Source organism: Providencia sp. PROV024 (assembly GCF_032709665.1).
GTDB classification, from domain to species: domain Bacteria; phylum Pseudomonadota; class Gammaproteobacteria; order Enterobacterales; family Enterobacteriaceae; genus Providencia; species Providencia huashanensis.
Genome location: NZ_CP120545.1, coordinates 815,531 through 834,398, shown reverse-complemented (window position 1 = coordinate 834,398; position 18,868 = coordinate 815,531). Strand labels below are relative to the sequence as shown.

General features: G+C 39.2%; 12 protein-coding genes. 7 read left to right on the top strand and 5 right to left on the bottom strand.

All coding sequences use genetic code 11. The annotated features are described in order from the left end of the window. Positions 1–163 precede the first annotated feature (163 nt). Positions 164–1,930, top strand: coding sequence for a gamma-glutamyltransferase (ggt, locus tag P3L56_RS03545; protein WP_210831650.1), 1,767 nt, complete (start codon positions 164–166; stop codon positions 1,928–1,930). 116 nt (positions 1,931–2,046) lie between these two features. On the opposite strand, the gene brnQ is transcribed toward ggt, so the two are convergent. The 3 genes from brnQ to phoB form a co-directional block, all read right to left on the bottom strand. Then, positions 2,047–3,372 (bottom strand): branched-chain amino acid transport system II carrier protein, encoded by a 1,326-nt coding sequence (gene brnQ / locus P3L56_RS03540; protein WP_048608400.1) that lies wholly within the window; start codon positions 3,370–3,372, stop codon positions 2,047–2,049. Between the two features lie 491 nt (positions 3,373–3,863). Then, the gene (gene phoR / locus P3L56_RS03535) at positions 3,864–5,174 is read right to left on the bottom strand and encodes a phosphate regulon sensor histidine kinase PhoR (protein ID WP_166685952.1); all 1,311 of its coding nucleotides are present in this window, start codon (positions 5,172–5,174) and stop codon (positions 3,864–3,866) included. Positions 5,175–5,197: 23 nt separating this feature from the next. Continuing rightward, the gene (gene phoB, locus P3L56_RS03530) at positions 5,198–5,887 is read right to left on the bottom strand and encodes a phosphate regulon transcriptional regulator PhoB (RefSeq protein ID WP_042846958.1); all 690 of its coding nucleotides are present in this window, start codon (positions 5,885–5,887) and stop codon (positions 5,198–5,200) included. A 248-nt stretch (positions 5,888–6,135) separates the two neighbouring features. Here phoB and sbcD point away from each other — a divergent pair, with 248 nt between their 5' ends. The 4 genes from sbcD (at position 6,136) to P3L56_RS03510 (ending at position 12,971) form a co-directional block, all read left to right on the top strand. Continuing rightward, the gene (gene sbcD, locus P3L56_RS03525) at positions 6,136–7,341 is read left to right on the top strand and encodes an exonuclease subunit SbcD (protein WP_198861139.1); all 1,206 of its coding nucleotides are present in this window, start codon (positions 6,136–6,138) and stop codon (positions 7,339–7,341) included. Between the two features lie 11 nt (positions 7,342–7,352). Beyond that, positions 7,353–11,036, top strand: coding sequence for an SbcC/MukB-like Walker B domain-containing protein (locus tag P3L56_RS03520; protein ID WP_166686976.1), 3,684 nt, complete (start codon positions 7,353–7,355; stop codon positions 11,034–11,036). 606 nt (positions 11,037–11,642) lie between these two features. Beyond that, positions 11,643–12,242: a nitroreductase family protein gene (locus tag P3L56_RS03515; protein WP_272686199.1), complete on the top strand. Its 600-nt coding sequence runs from the start codon at positions 11,643–11,645 to the stop codon at positions 12,240–12,242. A 429-nt stretch (positions 12,243–12,671) separates the two neighbouring features. Continuing rightward, the gene (locus P3L56_RS03510) at positions 12,672–12,971 is read left to right on the top strand and encodes a hypothetical protein (protein ID WP_048608407.1); all 300 of its coding nucleotides are present in this window, start codon (positions 12,672–12,674) and stop codon (positions 12,969–12,971) included. A gap of 204 nt (positions 12,972–13,175) precedes the next feature. Here the strand turns inward: P3L56_RS03510 and P3L56_RS03505 are convergent, their stop codons facing one another. Together P3L56_RS03505 and mak are read right to left on the bottom strand one after the other, a co-directional pair. Further along, entirely contained in the window at positions 13,176–15,125 is a 1,950-nt protein-coding gene (locus tag P3L56_RS03505) for a bifunctional 2',3'-cyclic-nucleotide 2'-phosphodiesterase/3'-nucleotidase (RefSeq protein WP_042846963.1), read from the bottom strand. Positions 15,126–15,732: 607 nt separating this feature from the next. Beyond that, positions 15,733–16,638 carry a fructokinase gene (mak, locus tag P3L56_RS03500; protein WP_198861428.1) on the bottom strand — a complete coding sequence of 302 codons (906 nt, stop codon included), beginning with the start codon at positions 16,636–16,638 and terminating at the stop codon, positions 15,733–15,735. A gap of 190 nt (positions 16,639–16,828) precedes the next feature. Between mak and rdgC the strand changes: the two genes are divergently transcribed. After that, a complete protein-coding gene (rdgC, locus tag P3L56_RS03495) occupies positions 16,829–17,734 on the top strand; it encodes a recombination-associated protein RdgC (RefSeq protein WP_048608409.1) in 906 nt (301 codons plus the stop codon). A 239-nt stretch (positions 17,735–17,973) separates the two neighbouring features. Continuing rightward, entirely contained in the window at positions 17,974–18,483 is a 510-nt protein-coding gene (locus P3L56_RS03490) for a GNAT family N-acetyltransferase (RefSeq protein WP_042846965.1), read from the top strand. Positions 18,484–18,868 lie beyond the last annotated feature (385 nt).

Here is an 18,868-nt window from a genome sequence, read left to right as displayed (position 1 = left end):
CCCTGCTTATTCATAAATAACCCTACCAAGTTAACACTTATTAACTCAAATATTCAACATTCCGCACTATTGTATGCTATACATTAAAAACACAAATAATTAACAAATCATTCATATTATTAATTTGTGTTACATCAAACCTTACCTTAACTGGGAGATACTAATGATCAGAACATCATTACGCCCTGCTGCTTTATTACTTTCCTTATTATTTTCAACTCAACTCTTTGCCGCATCAGAACCTGCCGTTGAAGCCAAGAAAGGCATGGTTGTTTCATCCCAACATTTAGCCTCGCAGATTGGTGCGGATATCCTCAAATCTGGTGGTAATGCGATAGATGCAGCTGTTGCTGTCGGTTATGCCCAAGCGGTTGTGAACCCATGCTGTGGTAATATTGGCGGCGGCGGCTTTATGACCATTCATTTGGCAGATGGAAAAGATTTATTTATCAACTTTAGAGAAACCGCTCCTGCCGCAGCAAGTGCTGATATGTATCTCGATAAAGAGGGTAAGTTAATCAAAGATGCCAGCCTGTATGGCTACCTAGCTTCCGGTGTACCGGGAACGGTCAAAGGCTTAGACTACGCCTTAGAAAAATATGGCACAATGAGCCGTCAACAGGTGATGGAGCCTGCTATCAAATTAGCTAGAGAAGGTTTTGTACTAACCCGTGCAGATACCGATGTGTTAGACACAACCACTGAGCGTTTTAAACAAGACCCAGAAGTCGCACGTATCTTCTTAAAACCTAATGGTAGCCCTTATCAACCGGGCGATTTATTAGTGCAAAGCGATTTAGCCAATACCCTAGAAAAAATTGCTAAAAATGGGCCTTCCGCCTTCTATGAGGGAGAAATCCCCAAAATTATCGAGGAAGCCTCAAAGAAAAATGCCGGTATTTTGACGGCAAAAGACTTTGCAGATTATACCATCACAGATACAACCCCTATTAGCTGTACCTATAGAGGTTATAAATTCATTTCGGCGCCACCCCCAAGTTCTGGAGGCGTTACCATTTGCCAAACCCTCAATATTTTAGAAGGCTATGACCTCAAAGAAATGGGTTTTAATTCTGCGGATTATATCCATACGCTAACTGAAGCTATGCGCCATGCTTATATGGATAGAAATACCTTCCTTGGTGACCCTGAATTTGTAGATAACCCAACAGAAAAACTACTGAGTAAAACTTACGCGGAAGAATTACGTAAGGAAATAAAACCTAATCAAGCAACACCATCAACTCAAGTTCAACCGGGTATGGGACCACACGAAAAACCAGAGACGACGCACTATTCTATCGTTGATGAAAAAGGTAACGCAGTTTCAACTACTTATACTATCAATGGTCGCTTTGGTTCTGTCGTGATCCCACCGGGGACAGGCTTCTTTCTAAACGATGAAATGGATGATTTTACGACTAAAGTGGGAGAAAAAAATCTATATGGTTTAGTACAAGGTGAGCGCAATTCTATTGCTCCGGGTAAACGCCCCCTGTCCTCAATGAGCCCAACCATTGTGACCAAAGATGGCAAGGTATTCTTAGTATTAGGCTCGCCTGGTGGCTCAAGAATTATTTCTATCACCTTACAAACAGCATTAAATATTATTGACCACGGTATGCCACCACAAGAAGCTGTTAATGCACCGAGGGTCCATCATCAATGGTTACCAGATGAAGTGTATTATGAGCAAAGAGGTGTCTCTAAAGATAGCTTAGCCCTGCTTGATAAAATGGGTTACAAGATGGTTGAACAAACCCCTTGGGGCGCAGCTGAGCTGATTATGGTCGCCATTCCAGAAGGGGCTGGCGTCAGTGCCAAATCATCAGGCAATGATTCTGCTGTTTCAGGAAAAGTACGTGAAGGCTTTATTTATGGCTCTAACGATGTCCGACGCCCTGCTGGGAGTGCCGTTGGGGTTGACTAATACCTGAAAAAAATGCCCCCGCCATAATGACGGGGGCATTTAAACTTGCGAACAAAGAAGGATAAAATGTATTTTCCTCTTTGTCTTATTAGCTAAAAATCAGCATGTGAATTAGATTACGCTTGTTTATGTTGCGCCGCCGGTGACACAAATTTATCACACAAAATTGCAACCACTAACACAACAATTGTTGGCAATACCCATACTAAATCTTGCTTATACAGTGGCATTGCTGTCATCCACTCAGGGATATACACTTTTAAGTGATCAGAGGCTTTAACTGCGCCAATTAAACCAACAACAAAACTAACTAACATGGTTGGGGCAATAACCACGGTCGGATTCTTCCACCACTTCAGAGTAAAACTCAATAAAATCAAAACAATACATGGTGGATAAATAGAGACCAACACGGGGTATGAAAACGCAATTAGTTTACTTAAACCAAGGTTTGATATCACCATGGAGAAAACCCCTAGGATCAAAACTAATTTACGATAAGAAATAGATACATAGCGGCTAAAAAATTCTGCACATGCACAGGTTAAACCAACCGCAGTAACCATACACGCCACAAAAATTAATACGGCTAAGAAGAAACTGCCATAGTTACCGAAAGTGTATTGTACATATGTATGCAGAATATCTGCACCATCTGCTGGGTTAGGGATTAAAGAACCGCTATTTTCGCCCAGTTTAAATAAGGATAAATAAACCAGCGTTAATAATACCCCAGCAATTAAACCTGCCCACATCGTATAACGCGTCAATAACGAAGAGTTTTCAATCCCCCTTGAGCGGGCGGCATTAACAATGACAATACCAAATACCATGGCACCAAGAGTATCCATGGTCAAATAACCATTAATGAAACCATTGGAGAAAGCCATTTCACGGTAATCTACCGTTGAAGGGATTGGGTCGCCTGCAGGCCACATTACCGCAGCCACGCCTAAAATAGCTAAAGCAAGCATTTTTACAGGGGCCAAGATGTGCCCTACGCTATCTAGTAATTTACCTGGATACAGTGAAATACCAATAACTAAGACAAAGTACACTAGGCTGTAGATCAGTAACAACATGTCAGATTCACCACCAAATAATGGTGCGATACCGACTTTATAGGACACTGTTGCCGTTCTTGGTGTAGCGAAAAGAGGGCCGACAGATAGATAAGCAATAACCGCGAGTAGTAACCCTGCTGTTTTCCCCACTGGGGTACTAAGGGCTTCAATCCCCCCACCCACTTTAGCAAGGGCAATAACGGTTAAAACGGGTAGACCGACACCTGTAACAAGAAACCCAAGTGCTGCCGTCCAAACTTGTTCCCCTGCCTGCAAACCAACCATAGGCGGGAAGATAATATTCCCAGCCCCAACAAATAACGCAAAGGTCATAAAACCTAATGCGATGATATCTCTAGATGATAAACGATGAGCCATATTATGTTAATTTTTAGTGACGAAAATAGAAAGTTATGGGTTTACACTTAGCAACCCTTTGAAATATATATAGCGAGATAGAATTCTGAGAAACATACTATTAACAATACAAAAAGGTATGTTCTTTTGCATTTGACAAAATGAAAAATTAATAAACAGAAAAATTCGCCAATAACTGACAACAAGTAGAACTTTTATAGGGCAAAAAGGCAATAGCAAACGTGAAAACAAGAGTAAATCACTAAACTAATTTTCAGAACCAGTGATTCCTTTCAGTAAAATCACAATCCCCGTTATATGATTTGCTCGAAAAACAAACAACCCATCATTTTGTCACCCCCATATTTCGATAATTTTCAGGATATATTTTTTCAAAATGAACAGTTGGTGGGATAAAATATAAAAAAAATGAATTAATAGAATTAATCAATCGATTAATAAAAAGAATCCACTTTATTAATATTTTGATTCTATTAATAAAGTGGAGTTATTTATGACTTTTTAAGGTTTTTATCATCAACAATTAACACCGTTGGTAAAGTAAATGAAAATTCACTCCCTTTACCAATCTGGCTAGTCACCACTAATTGGCTACTATGATGTTGAACCGCATGTTTGACGATAGCTAACCCAAGACCTGTCCCACCGCCACCTTGCCGTGAACGCGCTTTATCTACCCGATAAAACCGCTCAGTGAGGCGTGGAATATGTTCTGCAGGGATACCTGGACCATTGTCCCTCACGCTAAAACGTGCACCACTATAATTTCTTTGCCAATCAACCCAAATCTTTGACCCTTCCGGTGTATGACTTATTGCGTTATACACTAAGTTTGCAACCGCGCTACGTAACTGCTCTTCATTGCCATGAACCCGCAGTTTTTCATCAATATTAAACACAAACTGATGACGCCCCTGACTTAAACTCAGAGCTTCTTGCTCAATCATTTTGAGAATCAACGGGATATTAACTTGTTCATCAAGGTTGATTTGTGGGGCAATTTCAATACGGGATAACTGCAACAGTTGCTTAACTAAATTATCCATCCGCTGCGTTTGCTCTTGCATAACATGCAAGGCTTTTTTATTAACTGCAGGTACCCCTTCTTGGTCATCCATCACTTCAAGATAACCCTGAATAACGGTAAGAGGAGTACGTAATTCATGGCTTACATTCGCAAAAAAATCCCTACGAGCCTTTTCCAAACGGCGTTTTTCTGTGACATCTCGTGCCACCATCAATAACTGCCCTTCGGTATAAGGTAAGATACGAAACTCAACAATCTCACCACTATTAAGCTCAATAGTTAGCGCTTGCTCGTAATTTTTAATGGAAAAATAACGGCTAAAATCAGGGTAACGCAACAAATTAAAAATATGTTGACCATTATCTTCTGGCCAGCGAAAACCCAGTAAAGCTTGGGCGTGACGATTACACCAAAAAATCGTCCCTTCGGTTGTCATCATGACTACCGCATCAGGTAAGGATTCAGCACCACTTCGAAAACGTTTAATTAATTGGCCTAATTCACGACGGCGCTTACGGTTACGTTGCTGCATCTGGTAGATACCGTAAAAGATAGGCTCCCAACCTCCACGCCCTTCCGGTGGCAGCATACTTTTATCTAACCAGAGCCAATAGGAAAGTTTTAATAAATTATACCCATGCCAAACTAGCGCGGCCAGCAGTGATATCACCAATAGCCAAGGTAAGTGGCCAATAAAAACTGATAATATCAGTGCTGGTAAGATAAATAAAAACAGCCCTAAAATCAGCTGTTTAATGGATAAGCGTTCAAGCACGCATGCCTCTCTTTAGGTAGTTTTCAATAACGAACCGAGAAACGATAACCTGTACCGCGCACAGTTTGAACCATTTTATCATGCCCACCAATTTCCAACGCTTTTCGCAAACGCCGAATATGCACATCTACAGTTCTATCTTCCACATACACATTAGCCCCCCAGACATAATTCAATAACTGTTCACGGCTATATACACGCTCCGGGTGGGTCATAAAGAAATGTAAGAGCTTATACTCTGTCGGCCCCATATCAATAGGCGTCTCATTACTGGTCACACGATGGGAAGTTGGATCTAGCGTTAACCCATTCATTTCAATAATATCTTCTGTTGCCATTGGTGAAATGCGACGTAAAATCGCCTTCACTCGGGCAATTAATTCTTTTGGGGAAAACGGCTTAATCAAATAGTCATCAGCGCCAACTTCTAAACCCTTTACGCGATCTTCCTCTTCTCCCCGAGCCGTCAACATCATGACTGGAACATCACGCGTGGCGCTATCACGCTTCATGTGTTTAATCACTTGGATACCAGAACCACCGGGGATCATCCAATCAAGTAATACTAAATCAGGTAAAGGGTCGACCATCTGAGCGATGGCACTGTCATAATCATCAGCTTCAATAGGCTGAAAACCATTCTGTTCTAACACAAAACAAACCATTTCTCGGATGGGCGCTTCATCTTCAACAACTAGAATGCGTCTTGCCATGATTGTTCCTGTAAACTAAGAAGACATTTTTAATGTGAACGCATTATGCGTCACTTTTATGACAGAATTATGAATATCAATCTATATAGTACACATTCCTCTATATTTTAGCGGTTAAATGTCATCTAAGTGAAATATTTCCGCAATAGATGAGAAATTAATTGACTTTCCCCTATGAATTAGCGGGATCAGGTATACTGATTTGTAGAATATTCATAGCTCTTAATGATGATAGGAACTGATTACTCATGCGCATTATTCATACTTCTGACTGGCACCTTGGTCAGTACTTTTTTACCAAAAGCCGTGCGCCTGAGCACCAACACTTCTTAAATTGGCTCGTTGAACAAGTCGAATTATACCAAGTTGATGCCATCATTGTTGCTGGCGATATTTTTGATACAGGCTCACCACCAAGCTATGCACGTGAGTTATACAATAAGTTTATTGTTAATTTGCAAAAAACAGGGTGCCAATTAGTGATATTAAGTGGCAACCACGATTCCGTCTCTGTGCTCAATGAGTCTAGCGCATTGCTTAGCTATCTTAATACTCACGTTATAACTTCAAGTAGTGAACCCAATGTTATTACCTTGTGCGATAAACAGTCACAGCCAGCCGCTTTAGTGTGTGCAATTCCATTTCTGCGACCACGCGATATTCAACTAAGTATTGCGGGGCAAAGTATTGAAGAAAAACAACAATCATTGCAAACAGCGATCCATAACCATTACCAAGCCAGTTATCAACTAGCCCTTGAACAGCGTACAACAATGGGGTTAGATCTTCCTATTATCGCAACAGGGCACCTAACCGTTGTCGGTGCCGCTTTAACGGATTCTGTTCGTGATATTTATATCGGTACTTTAGATGCTTTCCCATCTGGGGCATTTCCCCCCGCAGATTATATCGCTCTTGGGCATATTCATCGCCCTCAGGTTATTGGCGGGAACCAACATATTCGTTACTGTGGTTCCCCCATTGCACTAAGTTTTGATGAGACATCCCAGCTAAAAAGTATTTGTCTGGTCGAATTCAATGGCGCTAAACTCACTCAAATCACACAACTAGAAATCCCTATTATTCAACCACTGCAAAGCATTAAAGGGTCATTAAAAGACATAGAAAAACAACTCGAAGCATGGGGAAATTACCAAGGCGATAAGCCCGTTTGGCTAGATATCGAGGTCGCTTCCCAAGATTACCTTGCTGATATTCAACAACGTATTGAATCTCTAACACACAACCTACCCGTTGAAATTGTTTTGCTACGTCGCGCTCGTAAACTACGACAAGGGCAATCAACCACTTTAGCTAATGAAACTCTGAGTGAACTCAGTGTCGAGGACGTTTTCTTACGTCGTCTGGCTGAAGGGGAATTAGACGACCCTGAACGTGAGCAGCGTCTTATCCAACTATTTAAACAATCTTACGACGCATTACGCCAAGAGTAGCAAGGAGCAATATGAAAATTTTAAGTTTACGCCTAAAAAATATTAACTCCCTCAAAGGTGAATGGAAAATCGACTTTACCCAAGAGCCTTTTGCTAGCAATGGGTTATTTGCGATCACCGGCGCTACAGGTGCAGGTAAAACCACCCTACTTGATGCAATTTGCTTAGCTTTATACCACCGAACTCCTCGCTTAAAGACCATTTCTAACTCACAAAATGAACTAATGACCCGTCATACTGGAGAGTGCCTAACAGAGGTCGAGTTTGAGGTAAAAGGCAAAGCTTATCGTGCCTTTTGGAGCCAACGGCGGGCAGGAGGCAAACCCGATGGGAATCTACAACAACCAAAAGCAGAACTCGCTACCGTTGCTGACAACCAAATACTGACAGTAAAAATAACTGAAATAAAAGATTTAATCGCCCAAATTACAGGCCTAGATTATGAACGCTTTACTAAATCTATATTGCTCTCCCAAGGGGATTTTGCCGCCTTTTTAAACGCATCTGAAAAAGAACGAGCCGACTTACTCGAAGAAATTACTGGCACTGAAATCTATAGCCAAATCTCGATATATATTTTTAATCAACATAAGCAAGCCAAAATTGATTTAGACCTACTGAAAGCTAAAGCTCAAGCTATTAATTTACTTAGCGAATCTGAACATCAATCACTGCTAGAAAAACAAACAGGGCTATTACAACAAGAAACGCAACTCAAACAAAAGCGTGACCACCACCAGCAAGCCATTAATTGGTGGAAGCAATTCCATCAGCTCACTCAACGAATGCAATCATTAGACAGCGAATTAAAAAATGCTGAGTTGGCGCTAGAGAATGCACAACCCCAATTGAAAAAATTAGCTGACAATAGCCCAGCAGAGCTTCTTCGTCCCTTATGGCAAGATATCGAGCGCCAACAGCAACTACTCACTGAACAAATGGAGAAACAAACTCGTCTGCATAATGCCTTAACGATAAAACAAGGTGAACGAACCCCTGTTCAACAAAAATTAATACAAGCCCAAAATGATTATCAACAACATATTAATTTCACGAAACAACAGCACCAACTCATTGAGGAAATTGTTCGCCCACTTGACAATCAAATTGCGCAATTAAAGCAGCAACAGGTTGAATTTACTAAACAAATAACAGAGCAGCAGGCTTCTTTTACGCTGAAGCAACAACAAGTCATTGAAGCGCAAAATCATATTCAAAGCGCAACCCAAGAATTAGCGCAGTTGCATATATTTTTAGAAGAAAAACATAAAGATGCCGACATTCATACGCAAATAGGTAGTTGGAAACAACAGAGCCAGTTTGTCTTTGAATTAGCCGACAAACGGGCTAATTTAACTCAAAAACAACAAACGCTCGCACATGAAACTCAGCAATTACAAAAAAACAACCAACAGCACTCACAACAACTAACCCAAAAACGTGCCGAACTAGAACAACACACGGCGGTATTTCGTCAATTAGAAGAACGCTACAAAAATAGCAAACAAGAACAAGACATTAAGGTTAACACTCAACGCATTGAGCAAATACAGAACCGCCTACAACACGCTAAGTTGCTGCCATTAATGTTATCCCAATACCTCGCAACTCAGGCACAGTTCCAGCAACACCACCTACAGCAAGCTGAAATAGCACAAGCTCTCGCTCAATCTGAAAAAGAGCTAGATATAACCAAGGTAAAAATTAATGAGTTAACCCCACTCATTAAACTAACAAATGAAAAGTTGCAGCTAGAGCGGAAAATTGTCAGTTTAGAAAATGAACGCCAACACCTTATCGCCGGTGAACCTTGCCCATTATGTGGAGCAACTGAACACCCAGCAGTCGATAAATATAAATCTATTCATCTGAGCGAAACACAAAGCCAGTTGAACGAGTTAACCGAAAAACTGGATAACCTCAAACAACACCATGCTGGGCTGGTATCATTATTAGCAACACAAAACCAACGCCAAAGCGAAAACATACAGCAACAGCAGAAAGTTAAAACACAATTAGAAGAGCTTACTCACCATTGGCAAAAAACATGTGAGCAAGCACTTACACCAAAACTTGCTCAGAACGAACAATCCGTAACCAAATTAATTGATGAGTTGACTTGCCAACTGGCCTCCCAACAAAAAATCGTTGCCGATTTTGCGACGTTGGAACACGAATACCAACAAGCAAAACACCAGCAACATGAACTACAAGCCAGTTTTAACCAATTACAGGCTGACCAATTATTAATCGAGGAACGCCTGAAATACCAAACACAGTTATTTGATGAAACCCAAAAAGAACAATGCCAGATACAACAGCGCGAACGCGAACAAATAGGTCAACTACAATTAGCATTAGCTCCTTTTGACCTCAACTTACCGGAAAGCGAAACATTTGATACATGGCTAACTGAAGTCACTCAACGGGGTGAGTTTTTTAATACTCAAAAAATGTTGGCACAAACACTCAGCCAACAAATTGATGTTAGTAATGCGACATTACAATCAGAGTCCAACCAGCTAAACAAGCTTAACCAACAGCTCGATAACGATAAACATCAATTAAAACGCATTGAAATCGATTTAGAACAGAAATCTACTTTGCGAAAAACACACCTTTCAGGGCTCCCTGTGAGTCAATATATTCAGCGATTGAATACAAAACAGGAAATGCTTTCCCAAGCACAGGAAGCACTGCATAAGCAACTCAATGAGATTGATAATGCAATTTCTGTAATGAATGGAAGTTACCAAGAATTAATTGAAATAACCCGTAAGACCACCACAGCGCGGGATCAGGCTGAGTCGCAATTCACACAAGCGCTGGAGAACAGCCCATTTAGCAGCCAACAAAAATTCCTCGATGCTTTATTAACCTCAGAGGAAAAACAACTGTTAGAAGAATTAAAGCAACGCGTCAATCAAAACCTTTTACAAAATCAAACACGCCATAAAGAATGCCAACTCGCGATAGAAGCGCTAAAGCAACAAGTGATTACGGGTTTTTCTGATATCCCTGAAGAGCAAATACACACCACTATTATTGCTCTTGATGAAGAAATTAAACAGTTAAACCAAGAACAAGGCCAAATTATTAACCAGTTAGGGATGGACAAGCAACTACGCCAGCAGCAGCAAGGTTTGCTACAGGAAATAGAAAAAAGCCAATTAAGCTATGATGATTGGAGCTACTTAAGTGGGCTGATTGGTTCCGCCGAAGGGGATAAATTCCGTCGTTATGCACAAGGGTTGACTTTAGACTGTTTAGTGTCTCTTGCTAATCAACAACTTGATAAACTACATGGCCGCTATTTATTACAGCGGAATCATCAGTCTAACCTTGAGTTGCAAGTCATCGATGGCTGGCAAGCTGATACCGTGAGGGATATTAAAACCTTATCTGGAGGGGAAAGTTTCTTAGTCAGTTTAGCGTTAGCACTAGCGTTATCGGACATGGTGAGTAACCGCACACAATTAGAATCACTCTTTTTAGATGAAGGCTTTGGCACTTTAGATGCTGAAACCTTAGATATTGCTCTTGATGCATTAGAAAGTTTAAACGCATCTGGTAAAACCATCGGTGTAATTAGCCATATTGAAGCAATGAAAGAACGCATTCCCGTTCAAATTGCAGTAAAAAAGGCCAATGGGCTTGGCTTTAGCGAACTCCCTGCACAGTACCGGGTAAATTGACTGCCTTTATGATAGTGAGTACACACTTAATTTGTTGAAATCCTAGGCTAAGCCATACAGAGAGAGCATGACAAAACAATTAACCATAGTATCAGCTTATTGGTTGTAACAACGAGCAATAAGCTGACCTTAAATTTGCTAAACCAACAAAACTGTACCACACTGAATGAGTCAAAAAATATATCAATGATAACTTTGGTGGCTCAAAATTTTAAATGACCAAAGGCCTTAACTAGCTAGATTGAGCTTAATTATTTATCACTTTACCTAGTGGGGTCTTACGCCACCCCATTGGGTTTTTCTTTTGAACTTATATATTATTGATGGTCTTTCTACTCTCTCAATTTTTTTCTTTCAATTTAATTTATTTTTCCTATTTATATTCCATAATATTCCTACGATCAACAAAAATAACAACTAATCAATTGATATTATTGAAAATAATAATATTTAAAACTTAAATCAAAATTTTGAACCTTATCGTTAAATTTTTTTTCTATGATTTTATCTCTAGCCCGTTATAGTAATAACCATTGAAACAAACTACGGCTTCTTAAATTTATTCCATAATAATGCCGTGCGCTAATGAAAAGCTAGGAGACCAAAATGTCTAATGCATTTATCGAAATGATTAAAAATCGCCGTACTATTTATAACCTTGGCGAGGCTTTGCCGGTGTCTGAAGAGCATGTTACAAAATTGATTAAAGAAGCAGTAAAACATTCTCCATCATCCTTTAACTCCCAAACTTCACGTGTTGTGATTTTATTTGGTGCGGAACATAAAAAATTATGGAACATAACTAAAGAAGCATTACGTAAAATTGTTCCTGAACAGGCTTTTGCTGCAACAGAACAAAAAATTGATAGTTTTGCTGCTGGTGCGGGGTCGGTTCTTTTCTTCGAAGATCAAGATATTGTGACTGGTTTACAAGAACAATTCCCATTATATGCAGATAATTTCCCCATTTGGTCTGAACAAGCTAGCGGTATAGCACAATTTGCAGTATGGACGGCATTATCACAAGAAAATATTGGTGCTTCATTACAACACTACAACCCGTTAATTGATAATGATGTGCAAAAAACGTGGAATGTGCCAGCTAACTGGATATTACGTGCACAACTTGTTTTTGGCTCAATTAATGCGCCGGCTGGTGATAAAGACTTTATGGCTGACGAAGTGCGTTTTAAAGTTTTCAAATAATATACAAAACTTTCAAATAACCTTCCTACTGCATATTTTTGTGGGAAGGTTATTTTTCAATCTAATTTAAGTTAATACATTTTCGTCATCATCAGGGATACCTAATAATTCTAAATGTGTCAAAAATATTAAATGGCAACTTAATCCAAACTAACTAGATTTATCAATGATTATTGAAAAACTATTAATAACATTTAACTAAAAGATACATTTTCAATTCTACTCTCCTCCTTCATCTTTCATTGCCTTTTAACCCCCAATTAGAATGAAATACAAAAACACATAATTATCAATAACATATAAAACTCAATAAAAAAACATTCAATATATTCTCATTTTTTATTTTGCATTGCCGATATTTGAACTACACTGAAATAAGAACACAAAAGCACTAATAATAGTGGCTTGTGTTATTAAGGGGGGTGGACTATGAAATGTTTATCTTTGCTAACATCTGCTATTGCTATAATCCTTTCAAGTTTTTCTTTCACCTATGCTAGTAATAATTATTCAGGAGGTGCAATTACATTTACAGGCTATGTCTATGAACCTCAATGCTCTATAAATATGGAAAGTAAAGAGCAAGTCAATATTAAGTGTTATCGAAAAGGAAAAGATATATCAATAACAGGTTCTTTACGTGGAGGCAAAACTGTAGAGTCTGATTATGTTAAAGTCGAATATGACAAAAATACAAAACTACCGATGTTGAATGTTTTTTATGAATAATTTATTTTTAATATTAAAATAGCTCGGAATATTTAATTTAAATACAGTCATAATATTCCGAGCATTATTTATCCAAAATAACATTTTCGTAAGACTCATTTTATCTAGCAACACTTCAAGCATATTATCTCTATATTCACCAATTTATAAATATAAAAAAGCCCACCAAACGGTAGGCTTAAACTCAGATAACTACTTGAATAATTACTTAGCTGTTAAATCAACTTGGTAAATAGCAAAGCCAATCTCATCAGTACCAACCTGTTTCATTGGGTACTGAGCATTTTCTTTGATAAAGTTTGCTGCTTTTTCACTTGGCGCAGTTTCAAAGCGTACATCCAGCTTTTTGTCTGTTTTAATTGGTGTAAATGACCAATTATTAGCCGCCTTGGTAGCGATTTGCCCTTTATCTTTAGACTCTTTAGCGATATATGCAGCTAAAATAGAACGGTTTTCATCAGGGGAAGCAAATGCAATATTATTCTCACCTGTTCCCGCAAATTTACCGCCGTAGCCACGATAGTTATTCGTTGCTACTAAGAAAGTTGCTTTAGGATCAATTGGTTTACCTTGATAGGTTACATTTTTGATTCGGTTAGCATCTTTATTAATCGTTTGGCAATCAACATCATATTTTGCAGGCTGCGTCAGGTCGATTTGGTAATTTACACCGCTGATAGTATCAAAATTATAAGTTCTGAAACCATTCCAATTTAGTAAGCTTTGTGGTGCTGTTGATTGTGGGTCAATTTGATTAAACATCCCCGCAGAACATTCTAACCATTCCACAACATCTGCACCAGTTGCTTTAACAACAACAAGTGTGTTCGGATATAAATATAAATCTGCCGCATTACGGAAGGTTAAATCCCCTTTTTCAACTTCAATAAACTCAGTTGGAGAATTTTTACGTCCACCCGCTTTAAATGGTGCAGCAGCTGCTAAAACAGGTAAATCAGCAAGGTCTGGGTCACCCTGAATAAAGTTTTTGGTGTAATCAACTTGGGCATCGTTAACAATTTGTACAGTTGGGTCACTTTGAACCAACGCTAAATAGCTGTACATATTTTCAGATGCTTTACCGATGTGTTTACCAACAAATTTACGCGTATCTTGGTGTTCTTTATCGATAATTTTAGCGAGAGATTCATCACGCTCAACAAGGGCTTTCTTATTAGGCTTATCATAAACAGGGCGCGCGTGAGCTGTCGCATCGACAACTTTCCAACCGCCATCATCATTATTTACGACTAAATCAACGACACCTAAATGATCGCCCCATTGACCTGGCATTACCGCAGGTACACCATTGACTGTACCTTTTGTAACGTCAACACCTTTAATATCGCTAAAGTCTTTGCTTGGGAATACACCGTGTGAATGGCCAAACATGATGGCATCGATACCTGGAACTTCACTGAGGTAATACACTGAGTTTTCAGCCATTGCTTTATAAGGCTCTTGAGAGAAGCCTGAGTGAGGAATAGCAACAACTAAATCGGCTCCCTCTTTTTTCATTTGAGGAACAAATTTTTTCGCAGTTTCAGTGATATCATTCACTAAAACCTTACCTTCTAGATTTGGCTTATCCCAAATTAGAATTTGTGGTGGTACAAAGCCGATGTAACCAATTTTGATGGTGTGTGTTTTACCATCCCTATCTTTAACAGGTGTATCAACAATAATGTATGGGTTAAAGTAATTTTCACCTGTTTTTGCATCAATAATATTCGCATTGATGTATGGGAATTTAGCACCTTTAATTGCTTTATGCAGGAAATCTAATCCAAAGTTGAATTCGTGGTTACCAAAATTACCTACTGTGTAACCCATCGTATTTAATAGTTTATGTGCCGGATGCGACTCACCCTCTTTTAAACCTTCGCCAACAATATAGTCAGCCAGTGGACTACCTTGGATTAAGTCTCCGTTATCGACTAATACAGAGTTTGTTGCTTCTTTTTTTGCGGCATTAATCAGTGTTGCCGTACGTACATATCCAAACTGTTCGGTTGGCTTGTCTCTATAATAATCAAAATCAATCAAGTTACTGTGAACATCTGATGTTTCCATCACTCGTAAATCAACCGTTGCGGCATTCGCATTAAATGCGACTAGCATAGCAAGCGTTGAAAGCTTCAATACTTTATTCATGTAATCCCCTTCGTTGCCATTACTGAGAGAAAATCGCCTCTCAAATTTGTATTTTCATCCCGCGCTATTGAACAATTAACAAACAAAAATAGCGTTAAAAATTCACACTATGTGCATAGCATCAATCTTTAATGATAATACACTGCAAACAGTAACCATTTTTTGTGACTAAATCACGGTTTTCATCTTTTTATCAAGCCTGATTTTTATATCGGTCACAAAAATGAATTAATAGTGACAAATTCACATCAAATAATTGAAGTTATTTTGCTGAATCTATTTTTTGAAGAGAAAGAGAACTGTGATTTAAATCACTCCCTATTTTCTATACATAATAGGCATTAAAACATTATTAAATTTGATAAATAAAATAATTAGCCATGTTACCTACGTGACTTAATAAGTATCACAACTTAAATAGTATTTTAATTAACCTAAATTTAATTTAAGTAATATAAAAACTATTTAAATACTGAATTATAATTAATCCTCTAAATTATTTGCTGAAATTTTGCTTTATCGTTAGGCGACAAAAGAGGATAACGTGGGCCATATACTAATGTATATGGCCCGATTCGCAGAGTGTAGCCAATAACACATATTGGAATTAGGCGGAAAATAGCCATGCAGCACCGCGCACGCCACTAGAATCGCCATGCGCGGCTTTACGAATTGGTGTATCGAACTCCCGACCAAATACCCACTGGTGTATTTTTTCAGGCAAATTGACATACAACGCATCCACGTTGCTCATCCCCCCACCTAGCACAATAACATCAGGGTCTAACATGTTAACAGCTTGAGCCAAAGCTTTCGCGAGGCGATTCTGGTAATTTTCAAATGCTTTGATGGCGTGCTTGTTACCATTTTGCGCCAACTGAATAATTTCTATTCCAGTCTTAGATTCTCCTGCTAACTTTTTATAATCAGCGATAAACCCCGTCCCTGAAACAAACTGCTCTGTACAGCCATTTAGCCCACAATAACAATGCTCTTCAGCAATAAATAGCCTATCTTGGTCATCTTGCCAAGGTAGAGGATTATGCCCCCACTCCCCAGCTACACCATTGCCGCCAGAGTGAACTTGCCCATTGATTGCCACCCCTGCACCACACCCCGTACCAATAATCACCGCAAAAACAACTTTTCCGCCAGCTCCAGCCCCATCAATCGCTTCTGATACCGCTAAACAATTCGCATCATTAGCAATTTTAACGGGTCGTCCTAGTAATTGACCTAAATCTGCATCAAAAAATTGACCATTTAACCATGTTGAATTGGCATTTTTAACCCTTCCTGTCACGGGGGATAATGTTCCTGGGATCCCAACGCCAACGCTCCCTGACTGCCCTGTCGCAGTTTCCGCATCACTCACTAAACTTGCAATGGCCCTAAGTGTCGCATCATAATCCCCCCTAGGAGTAGGGACCCGCTTACGAAATAGCGTTTCACCGTTATTATCTAGTGCAATCACTTCAATTTTTGTACCACCAAGGTCAATACCTATTCTCATAATGATGCTCTCTAATGTTTTTTTCATTTATCTGGTTATCATGGCTTGTCTTCATCAATATTTTCAAGGCTTAGACATTAAAATTGTGGACGACAAAGCCTAAACACATTTTTTTTCGCTTAATAACGGACAATTCGCTATCATAGCCCCTTGCTCTAATTGGCTATTTATCAACAAAGGTAGGTTTTTCATGTGGTTCAAGAATATATTAGTCTATCGCCTGAATCGGGATTTGGCACTCTCCGCTGATGATCTGGAAAAACAGCTTGCCTCACTTGCCTATCACCCTTGTGGCAGCCAAGATATGATGCAAACAGGCTGGGTAGCACCGATGAATGGCGCAGACGCCTTAACCCATGTAGCAGGCAATCAAATTCTCATTTGTGCAAAAAAAGAAGAAAAAATGCTGCCATCTCCTGTAATTAAGCAAGAAGTACAGGATAAAATTGAAAAACTAGAAGCAGACCAAGGCCGCAAATTAAAGAAAACAGAAAAAGACGCCTTAAAAGATGAAGTCGTGCATACTCTGCTTCCCCGTGCATTCAGTAAGTTTAGCAAAACCTATATTTGGATCGACACCGTCAATCAATTAATTATTGTTGATGCCGCCAGTGCAAAACGTGCAGAAGACAACCTTGCTTTGTTACGTAAAAGCTTAGGGTCTTTACCCGTAGTTCCACTTACATTTAAAGACCCAATAGAACTCACACTAACCGAATGGGTTCGTTCTGGCTCATTACCACAAGGTTTCGCGGTAATGGATGAAGCAGAACTTAAAGCCATCCTAGAAGAAGGCGGAATTATCCGTTGTAAAAAACAAGATTTAATTTCTGATGAAATTACAACTCATATCGAAGCGGGCAAATTAGTCACTAAGTTAGCGTTAGATTGGGAAGAAAGAATTCAGTTTATGTTATCTGATGATGGCTCACTAAAAAGGTTAAAATTTAGCGATACATTAAAAGATCAAAACGATGATATTGCGAAAGAAGATTTCGCCCAAAAATTTGATGCGGACTATGTGTTAATGACCGGCGAACTTAGCGCTTTGATCGCCCGTTTAATTGATGTGTTAGGTGGCGAAGCCGAGCACTAATTTTCCTTCAGGTTCCCTTTCATCTCACGGTGGCAACTTATTACCTAACTAAGTTGCCATTTCTTTTTAGACCCTGCTTACATAGCCACAATTAAGTCATTGACTGCTCACTCAATCTCTGGTTGATTAAATTACATCCACACCACCAATTTATTTGATACTTAGTTTGTTAAATAAAAATAATAAATAATAACCTCCATCATTGGAGCTATGGTCAATATTCTATCGAAGGAATTGTTATGAAAGAGCTCATCGAACCTGAAGTGGATGAAAATTCACTGGTCACCTTGCAAAAAATCACTGCTGATAATTTCTCTGAAATTTGCTTACTAAGTCATACCCTTAGTGAAGCACAACGTAATATGGTGGCAGACAATGCTTATTCTATGGTCGAAGCACAATTTTCTAGTTGTGCGTGGTACCGAGGAATTTACGCAGATGATGTCCCTGTTGGCTTTATCATGCTTCACTCTGGTTTAGATGATGATGAATTAGAATATGATGGCATTATGCTGTGGCGCTTTATGATTGCGGAACCCTATCAAAAACTAGGGTTTGGTCGCGAAGCATTACTTCAAGTCATTGCTTATCTAAAAAAGAAAGGCTATCCGCGCCTTTATAACAGTTGTGGCGAAGGGGAGGAAAGCCCATTCGAATTTTACAAAAAGCTCGGTTTTGTCCCTACAGGGGGATATATTGACGATGAGTGTGAATTAGTCCTTGATATTACAAATTGGCAAGAAGATTAACTGAACATCTGTCGATATTTTACTCATAAACCCATCTGCAATTTAAATATTTTAATAAATTGAATGGTAAGTCACTAATATACCCTAAATAATTTGTGCCGTAGCTAGGCGACAAGCGAACCGAACCCTAGGAGCATACAAAAGTATATGACTAGGGCTGTCGTTACAGTCGGCAGCGCCCCGACGCAAAATATAACAATACCATTTGGATACCCTATATAATTCGGGTGGTAGCTAGGCGACAAGCGAACCGAACCCTAGGAGCATACAAAAGTATGTGACTAGGGCTGTCGTTACAGTCGGCAGCGCCCCGACGCAAAATATAACAATACCATTTGGATACCCTATATAATTCGGGTTGTAGCTAGGCGACAAGCGAACCGAA

What these genes read in the sequence shown, in the direction of transcription:
- ggt (WP_210831650.1), top strand. Translation starts at nt 164, where the DNA reads ATGATCAGAACATCATTACGCCCTGCTGCTTTATTACTTTCCTTATTA.
- P3L56_RS03515 (WP_272686199.1), top strand. Translation starts at nt 11,643, where the DNA reads ATGTCTAATGCATTTATCGAAATGATTAAAAATCGCCGTACTATTTAT.
- P3L56_RS03510 (WP_048608407.1), top strand. Translation starts at nt 12,672, where the DNA reads ATGAAATGTTTATCTTTGCTAACATCTGCTATTGCTATAATCCTTTCA.
- brnQ (WP_048608400.1), bottom strand. Translation starts at nt 3,372, where the DNA reads ATGGCTCATCGTTTATCATCTAGAGATATCATCGCATTAGGTTTTATG.
- phoB (WP_042846958.1), bottom strand. Translation starts at nt 5,887, where the DNA reads ATGGCAAGACGCATTCTAGTTGTTGAAGATGAAGCGCCCATCCGAGAA.
- sbcD (WP_198861139.1), top strand. Translation starts at nt 6,136, where the DNA reads ATGCGCATTATTCATACTTCTGACTGGCACCTTGGTCAGTACTTTTTT.
- mak (WP_198861428.1), bottom strand. Translation starts at nt 16,638, where the DNA reads ATGAGAATAGGTATTGACCTTGGTGGTACAAAAATTGAAGTGATTGCA.
- P3L56_RS03505 (WP_042846963.1), bottom strand. Translation starts at nt 15,125, where the DNA reads ATGAATAAAGTATTGAAGCTTTCAACGCTTGCTATGCTAGTCGCATTT.
- P3L56_RS03520 (WP_166686976.1), top strand. Translation starts at nt 7,353, where the DNA reads ATGAAAATTTTAAGTTTACGCCTAAAAAATATTAACTCCCTCAAAGGT.
- P3L56_RS03490 (WP_042846965.1), top strand. Translation starts at nt 17,974, where the DNA reads ATGAAAGAGCTCATCGAACCTGAAGTGGATGAAAATTCACTGGTCACC.
- rdgC (WP_048608409.1), top strand. Translation starts at nt 16,829, where the DNA reads ATGTGGTTCAAGAATATATTAGTCTATCGCCTGAATCGGGATTTGGCA.